This window comes from Kitasatospora sp. NPDC094016 (genome assembly GCF_040304045.1).
Classification (GTDB): Bacteria; Actinomycetota; Actinomycetes; order Streptomycetales; family Streptomycetaceae; genus Kitasatospora.
Genome location: NZ_JBEOUK010000089.1, coordinates 1 through 10,044, shown reverse-complemented (window position 1 = coordinate 10,044; position 10,044 = coordinate 1). Strand labels below are relative to the sequence as shown.

Here is a 10,044-nt window from a genome sequence, read left to right as displayed (position 1 = left end):
GCCCGCCCCCGCCGGGGGGGCCCCCGCCGCGCCGCGCCCCCCCCCCCGCCGCCGCCGTTTCGCGCTACTGCGCCGGGGGCGTGTCGACGGCCGGCGGCGCGGCGGGGAAGAGGATCGGGCTGAGCAGGTACGGCTCCCGGCCCGGCCCCGGCCCGTTCGCCAACCGGGGCTCCAGGACGGCACGCAACTCGCCGCCGAACTCGGCGAGTTCCGCCGGGTCGAGCCAGAACGTGCCCTGCCGGTAGGCCACCCCCTGGGCGGCCGGGTCGGCGTCCTCGCGGTCGAGGTAGGCGTTGAACTCGGCGATCAGGACGGCCATCGCGGCGGCGAAGCCCCGGCGGTGGTCCTTCCGCGTCATCGCGGCGGCCGCGGCGGCGTCCACGACCGGGCGGTCCTCGCGCAGCCGGTAGTGCCGCTCGACGGCGCCGCGCACCCGGCGCTCCTCGGCGACCTCCAGGAAGCCGGCCTCGGCGAGCAGCGCGACGTGCCGGTACACCGTCACCTTCGACACGCCGGACAGCCGCTCGCACAGCTGCGAGGTGGTGAGCACCTGCCCGCCGGCGAGGGCGTGCACCACGCGCAGGCGCACCGGATGGAGGAGGAGGTCTACCGCGTCGAGGTCCATTGCCCTACGATTTCACATCCGCTACCTTTATCAAAGATGAAAACAGTGAGCCCGGGAGACGACCCGGGCGCCGGGACCCAGGGGGGAACCACCATGCGCCGAACGAACGGGCGGGCCATCACCGTCAACGGGCGGTCAATCTACGTCGAGGAGTCCGGCCACGGCACGGACGTCGTGCTCTTCGAATCGGGCCAGGGCCTCGGCCGCGTCTCCTGGGACCCGGTCCTGCCGCTGCTCGCGACCCGCGCCCGGCTGATCGCCTACGACCGGGCCGGTTTCGGCCGCAGCGCCCGCACCGACGCCCCGCTCGACCTCGACGACCTGGCAGCCGACTTGGTCGCCCTCGCCGAGGCCGTCGTCCCCGACCGGTTCGTCCTGGTCGCCCACAGCATGGGCGGCCTGGTCGCCCGCCTCGCCTACCAGCGCCTCGCGCCCCGGCTGCGCGGCATCCTGATGGTCGACACCACACCGGAGACCGCGCCCGCCTTCGACGCCATCGGCCAGATCGCCCGGCGCGTCGACCGCACGCTCGCCATCGGCCAACCCCTGGTCCGCAGCCGCCTGGTGGCCCGCCTACTCAGCGGCACCGCCCGCCGGGTCTTCCCCACCGACACCTACGAGACCATGCTCGCCGAGGACTTCGTCCCGGCTGGCCTCGCCCAGACCCGCCGCGAGTTCCGTGCCGTCGCAGCCGCCGTCCCCCGGCTGCGCGCCGAACCCCCGGCACCCCCCGGATGCCCGACCGTCCTGCTGTCCGCCGACCGCCCCCGCCGGGGCGGCGAGCGCACCCACCCCGCCCTCCAGGAACACCAGCGCCGCTGGACCGACACCCTCCCCGACGGCCGCTACGAGACCGTCGACGCCGGCCACTTCATCCAGGGCGAGCGGCCGGACGTGGTCACCGCCCGGATCATCGAACTCCTCGACCGCAGCTGAGCGGTGGGCCACCGGGCGCCGGTCGACCAGCCGCAGAACGTCCGCCCGTCCGCCTGTCCGACCCCATCGCCGACCTCGACCGGTTCAGGCCGGCGGCAGCAGTCCGGGCACCGGTCCGCCGCGCCGGGACAGCCTGCGCAGGAAGGTCAGCACTCCTGGTGTCCCGACCGCCCAGGCGCGGGACTCGGCGGTCGGGTCGCCGCCGGGGAAGACCGGGCGACCCGCCGGCCCGCCGGCGCGGGTGAGGAGCAGGGCCGCCAGTTGCTCCGCCGCCTGCCAGTGGCGGGGGTCGCCGGTGGCCGTGGCGAGGTCCACGAGGAGGTCGCCGACTCCGGCCAGGCCGCAGCAGCGGACCACCAGGGCGGTGCGCGGGGCGAGCGTCCGGCAGGTGTCGGCCGCGTCGGCGGCCAGGGCGAGGAGGGCGTCGTCGCCGTACTGGATCCCGGCCTGGACGAGGACGGTGCCGAGGCCGGCCAGACCCCGGCACCAGGAGAGGTAGCGGCGGGTGGCCCCCGGCCGCAGGGCGTCCGCGCTGAGGCGGGGGAGGTCGGCGGCGAGTCCGTCGACGATGCGGCGGGCGGTCCGGCGGGAGGCCTCGTCGGGCCGGGCGAGGAGGAAGTGGGCGATGCCCGCGCGGCCGTGCGCGAAGCCCTCGGCGAGGGCGGCGGTACCGGGGTTGGGCTCCTCGCCGGGATCGTCGAGGGGCCGGGCGGTCAGTGCCGTGGCGCACGCGGCGGCCGCCGCGAGGTGCCGGTCGGTGTCCCGGCCGAGGGCGGCGAGCAGCAGGTGGGCGGTGCCGAACCCGGCCGCCCCGGCGATCTGGTCGGCCCCGACGGGCTCGTGGCGGCGGACGTACGGCGACTCAAGGCCGAACGGCTCCGTACTGGACGGCTCCGTACTGGGCGGCTCCGTGCCGAGGGTGGCGGCGGCCCGGGCGAGGAACAGGTCCGCGCCCGCCCGGCCCTGGTAGAGCGAGCCGTCGAGGCGGTTGAGCGCCGGGTGGGCGGCCGTCCAGTCGGCCAGGGCGGTGGCGGCGGCCCGGGCGTCGGGGCGGTCCGCGTGCTCCAGCAGTTCGAGGCCGAGGCCGGCGGCGCCGTCGTAGAGCGACAGCAGGGTGCGGGGTTCGCCCGCGCGCGGGTCGGTGGCGACCAGTTCGCGGGCCATCCGCACGCAGGTGCCGACGGTGTGGTCGACGGCCTCGTCGAGCGGCGCCCGCCGCGGCCCGGCCGAGCGCCGTGCCGGGGGGCGGCCGGGCGGCCTCCCCTCCCGCAGGCTGGCGGCGGCCGCCGAGCGCCGGTCCCGGTCCGGGCTCACCAGGCCCGCGACCAGGGCCACCGCTGCATCCGCCGGGTCCGAAGGGACGGGAAAGGCCGCGCGCAGACAGGCCAGGGTGCGGTCGCGGTTGATCGCCGGATCGGGGTCGATCACCACCGGGTCGAGGCCGGTGAGGGCGTGGTGGAGCGTGGTGCCCAGCGCGTAGTAGTCCTCGGTGGGGTCGGCCCCGGTGGCGCCGGGCAGCCCGTAGCCCGCCGTGGCCCCTGGCGGGCGGGCGCCGTCGAGGGCGCTGACGCCGAAGTCGACCAGCGAGCAGCGGCCGGCGGCGTCGAGCACCACGTTCGCGGGTTTCAGGTCGCAGACCACCACGCCGCGCGCGTGCACCGCGTCCAGGATCCGCAGCAGTCCGCGTGCCAGCTCCCACCAGTCGCGCCCGCCGGTGCCCGGCCGCGGGTCGTACGGGCCCGCGGCGAGGACGTCGCGCCGCAGGTCGCGCGGCCCGCACGCGCCGCTGACCAGGTAGTCGTCGGCGCCGTGCCGGAAGTAGTCGACCAGCGCCGGCACCCCGGGCACCCCGGCCAGGGCGGTGAGCACCCGGCGTTCGTGCCGTAGCCGGCCGCGCGCGTCGGTGCCCGCGCCGTCCTCGCCGACGTGGGCGCGGGCCTGTTTGACCACCACCTCGCGCCCGGTGGCGAGTTCGACCGCGCGGTAGACGTGGCCGTTCGGCGAGCGGGTGATCCCGGCGGTGATCCGGTACAGGCCCTCGCCGACCCGGGTCGACGGCCGGGCGGCGGCCGCGACGGGCGTGAACGGGTCGCTCGCCCACGGCGGTTGGCGGTAGCGGGCTTCGGCCAGGCCGGGGAAGACCGACCCGTCCGGGCCGGTCATGCCGTAGTCGGCGCCGTCGTCCGTGACCCGGAACAGCCCGTAGCGGTAGTAGACCGGCGCGTCCGGCCGGAGCCGGCGGTCACTCACCACCCGGGGCCCGGCCCAGCCGGCCAGCGCCCGGGCCAACTCCGTTCCCAGCGCGACGAGGTCCGCCTCGTCCGGGTAGACCGTGACGGCCTTGCCCACGGCCGCGGGGCCGCGCAGACCGCTGTTGAGCTCCCGCAGCACGGCCGCGCCCGCCGCGAACTTCGCGTCGCAGGTGCGGCGCAGCAGGATCGGGACCACCGCGTCCAGCAGCTGCGGGAGTCGGCCCTGCCGGGCGGACAGGTGGAGCTTCCAGCCGTGGGCGCGCGCCGGCATCCGCGGGTCCTGGAGGTACCACCAGTGCCCGTCGGTGTGCAGCGGGCGGCGCGGGCCGGGGGCGGCGGCCGCCAGGTCGGCGACCCGGCGGCGCAGTGCCTCGGCGGAGCCGGGGTCGGCTGGTCTGGTCATCGGTCCGCCCTCCCCCGGTCCGCCTCCTCGGTACGGGTCAGCAGTCCACGGCGCAGTCGAAGCGCGTCGGAACGTAGGTGACCCACGGGTCGGCGAGACATGCGACCGGGGCGAGGTCCGCGTCGTGCTCGTCCTCGAAGACGATGGCGTCCTCGTCGATGTCCAGCAGGCCTGCGTCGCGGATCTCGGTCACCACTGCGCTCATGGGTGGTTCCTCCCTTGGGGGTTGGACCTGCTCTCGCGGATCACGCCGGGCGCGCGGGACACCTGGGCACGCTGATCCGACGTGACCCGCGAGAGGGGGCCTGGGCCGGTGTTCCTTGCGGTTGGCGCCTCATGCTAGCCACGCCGCCCGGTCCGCGACAGAGGTACGACACCGCCGACTCGGCCGCTCGGCACCGCGATTCCCGGCGACCGGAACGGACCGTTCAGTCGCTGACCAGGCGGCGGCCGGTGATCTCGTCCGGGCTGATCCGGATCCAGCAGGTCCGGTCGCCGCCGGCCCAGGGGATGGCGCCGGGGAGGCCGGCCAGGTGGTTCAGGGCGGCGGGGTCGTGCACGTGGTGGGCGGTGCCGAGGAGGAGGACGCTCCAGCCCCGGCCGAGGTACTCGTCGATGTGGTCGATCTGGAAGGAGAGCGAGGTGCCCTCGGGCGGGGCACCGCGCTCGGTGGTGCGGTAGGCGACGGTGCGGTCGTCGACGACGTAGTTGACGGGGACGACGACCGGGCCCGGCTGGAGCGGCAGGGCGATGCGGCCTACGCCGTGGGTGCCGATCAGCTCCCAGCACTCGGGTTCGGTGAGGCCGAGCAGCCGCGGGTGCGGGCCGGGGCCGCCCTGGCCGGGCGGGGCGTCGGCGCGGCCTTCGAGCAGTTCGCCGCGGCTGAGGCCGAGTGCGGCGGCGATCCGGACGAAACCGCCGGGGTCGAAGTCCGGTCCGGCCTTGAGCAGGTAGTGGAGGTAGCGGGGGGCCATGGCCGCCTGGTGGGCGAGGTCGTCCTCGCTGAGGCCGAGTTGTTCGCGCCGCTCGGCGATCCGGCCGGCCACGGCGGCGGGTTCGTCCTGGTCGACGGCGTCAGGGGTGTCGTTCACGGTGGTGGCTCCTCGGCTTGCCGGCGGGTGCCCTGGGTCGCGCCCGGGGGCGTGTCCCGGGTCGTGTCCGGGCGGTGACCAGGCCGGATCCATCCAAGCGCCCGGCATGCGCCAAGTCGAGGAACGGCGGGGCGCCGTGCGTGTCGGCGCGCGGCGGGCGGCGGCCGGGTCGGGCGGCGTCCTCACCCCGCGACGGCACGGTCCGGACGGCCGCCGGTCGGCCCCGTTCCCGACGTCGCCGACCGGCCGGGCCGACGGAGCGGACGGTCCGTCAGGATCCCCGGCGCACGCGGCTGTCGATCCCCACTGCCGGGGCGCATACTGTCCTGCGCGGCTCGCACCCGCGCGACAGGGCCCGTTCCGGACCCGGCCCGGGCTGCGCCGCTGCGGGGAAGGTCGGACGAACGTGGCAATAGTCGTTCTCGTCGTCGTGCTGGCGCTGTTCTGGCTGATCACCGGCGTGCGGGTGGTGCAGCAGTACGAGCGCGGTGTGGTGTTCCGCCTCGGCCGGGTGCGCGAGCAGGTCCGCCAGCCGGGCCTCACCCTGCTGGTGCCGGTGGTCGACCGGATGCGCAAGGTCAACGTCCAGGTCGTCACCATGCCGGTGCCCGCCCAGGAGGGCATCACCAAGGACAACGTCTCCGTCAGCGTCGACGCCGTGCTGTACTTCCGCGTCGTCGAGCCGGTCAAGGCCACGGTGGACGTCCAGAACTACTCCTTCGCGATGCTTCAGGTCGCCCAGACCTCGCTGCGCTCGATCATCGGCAAGAGCGAGCTGGACGACCTGCTCTCCGGCCGGGAGAACCTGCACCAGGGGCTGGAGGTCATGCTGGAGAGCCCGGCCACCGGGTGGGGCGTGCACATCGACCGGGTGGAGATCAAGGACGTCAGCCTGCCCGACTCGATGAAGCGCTCGATGGCCCGCCAGGCGGAGGCCGACCGCGAGCGCCGGGCCCGGATCATCACCGCGGACGGCGAGTTCCAGGCCGCCGCCAAGCTCGCCGAGGCCGCTGTCACGATGTCCGAGACCCCGGCGGCGATGCAGCTGCGGCTGCTGCAGACGGTGGTGGAGGTCGCGGCGGAGAAGAACTCGACGCTGGTGCTGCCGTTCCCGGTGGAGCTGCTGCGCTTCTTCGAGGCCTCCGCCGCCCGGGCCGCCGAGGCGGGCTCCGCGCCCGCGCCCGCCGTCCCGGCCCAGGCGCCGTCCGACGCCGACTGACGGCCCGCCCGCACGACCACGGCCGGTCCGGGGCCCACCCCTGACCGGCCGTCAGCCACCGGCCCGACCGCCCGTCACGGACGGACGATCGGCAGCAGCACCTCGTCGACGATCTCCGCCGGGTCGAGCTGCTCCGACGCGCCGCCGCACATCTTGATCCGGTACAGCATCAGCGCCGGGACGACGTCGGTGACCAGCGGGGTGACGGACCCGGGGCGGACCTCGCCCCGGGTGGCACCGCGGGCGAGCACCTCGGCGATCAGCGCGGCGGTGGGCTCCACCACCCGCTCCAGCACGATCGCCAGGAAGGTGTGGGCCCGCTGCCGGTCCAGCTCGCCCATGATGGCCCGCACGGCGGCCCCGGACTCGCTCAGCATCGCCGCGCGCAGCCTGGTCACCACCTCCAGCAGGTCCCCGCGCAGGCCGCCGGTGTCGGGCGGCGGGCCGGCCGGGGGCAGGCAGGCGCGCAGCGCGTCCTTGACCAGTTCCTCCTTGGAGGGCCAGCGCCGGTAGAGCGCGGCCTTGCCGGTCTGCGCGGCGGCGGCGACCCCCTCCATGGTGAGCCGGGCGTAGCCGTCGGCGGTGAGCTGCTGGAGGGCGGCCTCGAAGATGGCGTTCTCCAGCGCCTCGCCGCGCCTGCGGAGCGGGGCGCCCGTCGCCGGTCCGCGCGCGACTGCGGGTTCAGCGGGCATGGCTGCGCACCTTCTTCGGTTCCACCTCTCGACACGCCCGTTCACCGGCTGTCCGTAATGAACGGATGTGTTCCCTATATCCAGGGCCACTGTCGATGTTAGTGAACGAACCCGTCCCGTCCCAATCGTTCGCCCCCCGGCCGTCGCGGACCGCGCGGACGCCGTCTGACCGGCCTGCCATGGTTCTCCCTCCCCTCGCCCGCGCGACGCGGCCGCCCGCCGGAGCGCGATCGCTTCCGGGCCGCAGGCCGTCGACACGCGGGGCCGCCGTCAGGACACCGTCAGTGACGACGCCCGCGCAGTCAAGGGGGCGTCAGGATCGCCCGCCCCCCGGGGGTCCGCGACCTAGGCTCGGACCCGTCCCCGCCCGGCTGACGCGGGCCCAGCGCCCCGTCACCGACCTCCGGAGCACCCCCAGCCGCCACCCGATCGATCCGCCGTGTCGGACGATACGTCAACGAAGGTGAGGTCCCCGTGGCCGTTCTCGGCGCCTTCCACCGCCGCCACCCCCTCCCCGCCGCGGCGCTCGCCGCACCGGCGCGAGGCCCGGTCGCCGCGACCCTGTCCGCGATCGTGCGCAGGCTCGCCGACAGCCCCCTGGACAACTCCGTGCTCCAGGCCGTGGGCGCGCCGACCGCCTCCAGCGGCACCGGCGCCGCCCGCCGCACGGCGCGGATGCGGGCCAGTCGGCGGGCCGTCACCGCCCCCGACGGCGCCCGCCGGCTCGAAGCCCGCTGGGGCCCCGGCCGCTGAACCGGGTCCTCTCCGGCGGCCCCGACAGCGCGGGGCCATCACGTGCGCATGCGTGCACGCATCGAGCTCACGCCGACCTACGATGGGCACATGAGCACAAGCACCGACCTGGCAGCTGCACACGGCTCGCAGGAGCAGGGGCAGGGACAGGGGCAGGGACAGGACGGCGGCGAGCGGCTGGACGTCGCCGCGTCCGTCCTCGCCCTGCTCGCGGACCGCACCCGGCTCGCGCTGCTGCACCGGCTCGGCGCGGGCGAGGCCGACGTCACCTCCCTCATCGAGGCGTGCGGGGCCCCGCGCACGTCCGTCAGCCAGCACCTCGCGAAGCTCCGCCTCGCGGGCCTGGTCACCACGCGCAGGGACGGCCGCCGCGTCGTCTACTCGCTGCGCCACGGACACCTTCGGCGCCTGGTCGACGAGGCACTGAACGTCGCCGACCACCAGATCGGCTCCCTGCCGCCGCACGACTGACCCACCCGCTCCCGCCCCCGCAGACCAGGACCAGGACCAGGACCAGGAGGACAGCGAGGGCCGCACCATCGTAGCCAATACGTGCACACGTGTGCACGTGTTGGATACGGTGGTGCCGCCGCACCACGCCGCCGACCGGGACGGGGCCGATGCTGTCCACACTGCGCAACCGCACCTACCGCCACCTGTTCGCAGCCCAGGTCATCGCCCTGGTGGGCACGGGCCTGGCCACCGTGGCGCTGAGCCTGCTCGCCTACGACATCGCCGGTGCCGACGCCTCGGCCGTCCTCGGCACCGCGCTGGCCGTCAAGATGGTCGCCTACGTGGCCGTCGCACCGGTGGTCGGCGCCCTCGCCGACCGCATTCCGCGCCGAACGCTGCTGGTGGCGATGGACCTCACCCGTGCCGCCGTCGCGCTCGCCCTGCCGTTCGTCGGCCAGGCCTGGCAGATCTACGTCCTGATCCTCCTGCTCCAGGCCGCCTCGGCCGCCTTCACCCCGGCCTTCCAGGCCACCATCCCCGAGGTCCTGCCGGCCGAACGGGACTACACCCGGGCGCTGTCGATGTCCCGCCTGGCCTACGACCTGGAGTCCCTGTTCAGCCCCGCGCTCGCTGCGGGCCTGCTCGCCCTCGTCCCGTACACCTGGCTGTTCACCGGCACCACCGCGGGCTTCCTCGCCTCCGCCACCCTGGTCGTCTCCGTCGCCCTGCCCAAGCCCGCCCCCGTCGAGCGGACCGGCGGCGCCTACGCCAAGGCCGCCTTCGGCGCCCGCCTGTTCTGGGCCACCCCCCGTCTGCGGGCCCTGCTCGCGCTCGACCTCGCGGTCGCCGCCGCCGGGGCGATCGTCTTCGTCGACACCGTCGTCGCGGTCCGCGAGCACTTCCACCGCCCGGCCGGCGCGGTCTCGCTCGCCCTGGGCGCCTACGGAGCCGGCTCCATGCTGACCGCCCTGCTCCTGCCCCGGCTCCTGCGGCGGCTCTCCGACCGCGCCGTCATGCTCCCGGCCGCCTTCGCGCTCCCCGCCGCCCTGGCCGCCGTCGCCGCCGTCACCGCCACAGCCCCGGGCGGCTGGTCCTGGGGCGCACTGCTGGCGTCCTGGGCCGCGATCGGCGCCGCCTGTTCCGCCGTCCTCACACCGGGCGGGCGCCTGATCCGCCGCTCCGCCGCCGACGCGGACCTGCCGGCCGCCTTCGCCGCACAGTTCTCCCTCTCGCACAGCTGCTGGCTGCTCACCTACCCCCTCGCCGGCTGGCTCGCCGCCGGCGCCGGTCTCCCGGCGACGGCCGTCGTCCTCGGTGCCGTCGCCCTGCTCGCCGCCACCGCCGCCACCGCGATCTGGCCCGCCCGCGACCCCGCCAGGCTCGACCACGTCCACGCCGACCTGCCCCCGGGCCACCCCCACCTCACCGACGCCCACCCGGCCGCGGACGGCTGGCTCCACGGCCACGACTACGTCATCGACCAGTACCACCGCCACTGGCCGCAGGGCCTCACCGCGCGGGCCAACTAGGGCGCGTATTCGGTCGTGATCAACGGGTCCGGGTGAGGTCCTTGATCCAGATCATCGCGCCACGGAGGTGGAGGCCTGCGAGGTAGCTGTC

At 75.7% G+C, this 10,044-nt stretch carries 10 protein-coding genes; 5 read left to right on the top strand and 5 right to left on the bottom strand.

The window, feature by feature from the left end:
- Nucleotides 1-64 precede the first annotated feature (64 nt).
- Complete coding sequence (locus ABT015_RS37620; protein WP_350887780.1) at nt 65-625, bottom strand: helix-turn-helix domain-containing protein; 561 nt, start codon at nt 623-625, stop codon at nt 65-67.
- 93 nt (nt 626-718) lie between these two features.
- Here ABT015_RS37620 and ABT015_RS37615 point away from each other — a divergent pair, with 93 nt between their 5' ends.
- Nucleotides 719-1,561 (top strand): alpha/beta fold hydrolase, encoded by an 843-nt coding sequence (locus ABT015_RS37615; protein WP_350887777.1) that lies wholly within the window; start codon nt 719-721, stop codon nt 1,559-1,561.
- 84 nt (nt 1,562-1,645) lie between these two features.
- On the opposite strand, the gene lanL is transcribed toward ABT015_RS37615, so the two are convergent.
- From lanL to ABT015_RS37600, 3 genes are all read right to left on the bottom strand, one after another.
- On the bottom strand, nt 1,646-4,216 hold the full coding sequence (gene lanL, locus ABT015_RS37610) for a class IV lanthionine synthetase LanL (protein WP_350887775.1): 2,571 nt from the start codon (nt 4,214-4,216) through the stop codon (nt 1,646-1,648).
- 37 nt (nt 4,217-4,253) lie between these two features.
- Nucleotides 4,254-4,421 (bottom strand): SflA family class IV lanthipeptide, encoded by a 168-nt coding sequence (locus tag ABT015_RS37605; protein WP_167745841.1) that lies wholly within the window; start codon nt 4,419-4,421, stop codon nt 4,254-4,256.
- 223 nt (nt 4,422-4,644) lie between these two features.
- Nucleotides 4,645-5,307 (bottom strand): pyridoxamine 5'-phosphate oxidase family protein, encoded by a 663-nt coding sequence (locus ABT015_RS37600; RefSeq protein ID WP_350887772.1) that lies wholly within the window; start codon nt 5,305-5,307, stop codon nt 4,645-4,647.
- Nucleotides 5,308-5,713: 406 nt separating this feature from the next.
- On the opposite strand from ABT015_RS37600, the gene ABT015_RS37595 reads away from it, so the two are divergent.
- A complete protein-coding gene (locus ABT015_RS37595; RefSeq protein ID WP_350887769.1) occupies nt 5,714-6,526 on the top strand; it encodes a slipin family protein in 813 nt (270 codons plus the stop codon).
- Nucleotides 6,527-6,600: 74 nt separating this feature from the next.
- Here the strand turns inward: ABT015_RS37595 and ABT015_RS37590 are convergent, their stop codons facing one another.
- Nucleotides 6,601-7,218, bottom strand: a complete 618-nt coding sequence (locus ABT015_RS37590) for a TetR/AcrR family transcriptional regulator (protein ID WP_350887767.1) — start codon at nt 7,216-7,218, stop codon at nt 6,601-6,603.
- Between the two features lie 474 nt (nt 7,219-7,692).
- Between ABT015_RS37590 and ABT015_RS37585 the strand changes: the two genes are divergently transcribed.
- The 3 genes from ABT015_RS37585 (at nt 7,693) to ABT015_RS37575 (ending at nt 9,953) form a co-directional block, all read left to right on the top strand.
- Nucleotides 7,693-7,971: a hypothetical protein gene (locus tag ABT015_RS37585; RefSeq protein WP_350887764.1), complete on the top strand. Its 279-nt coding sequence runs from the start codon at nt 7,693-7,695 to the stop codon at nt 7,969-7,971.
- Nucleotides 7,972-8,061: 90 nt separating this feature from the next.
- Nucleotides 8,062-8,442: an ArsR/SmtB family transcription factor gene (locus tag ABT015_RS37580; protein ID WP_350887761.1), complete on the top strand. Its 381-nt coding sequence runs from the start codon at nt 8,062-8,064 to the stop codon at nt 8,440-8,442.
- Nucleotides 8,443-8,591: 149 nt separating this feature from the next.
- Nucleotides 8,592-9,953 (top strand): MFS transporter, encoded by a 1,362-nt coding sequence (locus ABT015_RS37575; RefSeq protein WP_350887759.1) that lies wholly within the window; start codon nt 8,592-8,594, stop codon nt 9,951-9,953.
- The last annotated feature ends 91 nt before the right edge of the window (nt 9,954-10,044 follow it).

What these genes read in the sequence shown, in the direction of transcription:
- ABT015_RS37605 (WP_167745841.1), bottom strand. Translation starts at nt 4,421, where the DNA reads ATGAGCGCAGTGGTGACCGAGATCCGCGACGCAGGCCTGCTGGACATC.
- ABT015_RS37580 (WP_350887761.1), top strand. Translation starts at nt 8,062, where the DNA reads ATGAGCACAAGCACCGACCTGGCAGCTGCACACGGCTCGCAGGAGCAG.
- ABT015_RS37575 (WP_350887759.1), top strand. Translation starts at nt 8,592, where the DNA reads ATGCTGTCCACACTGCGCAACCGCACCTACCGCCACCTGTTCGCAGCC.
- ABT015_RS37590 (WP_350887767.1), bottom strand. Translation starts at nt 7,218, where the DNA reads ATGCCCGCTGAACCCGCAGTCGCGCGCGGACCGGCGACGGGCGCCCCG.
- ABT015_RS37620 (WP_350887780.1), bottom strand. Translation starts at nt 625, where the DNA reads ATGGACCTCGACGCGGTAGACCTCCTCCTCCATCCGGTGCGCCTGCGC.
- ABT015_RS37615 (WP_350887777.1), top strand. Translation starts at nt 719, where the DNA reads ATGCGCCGAACGAACGGGCGGGCCATCACCGTCAACGGGCGGTCAATC.
- lanL (WP_350887775.1), bottom strand. Translation starts at nt 4,216, where the DNA reads ATGACCAGACCAGCCGACCCCGGCTCCGCCGAGGCACTGCGCCGCCGG.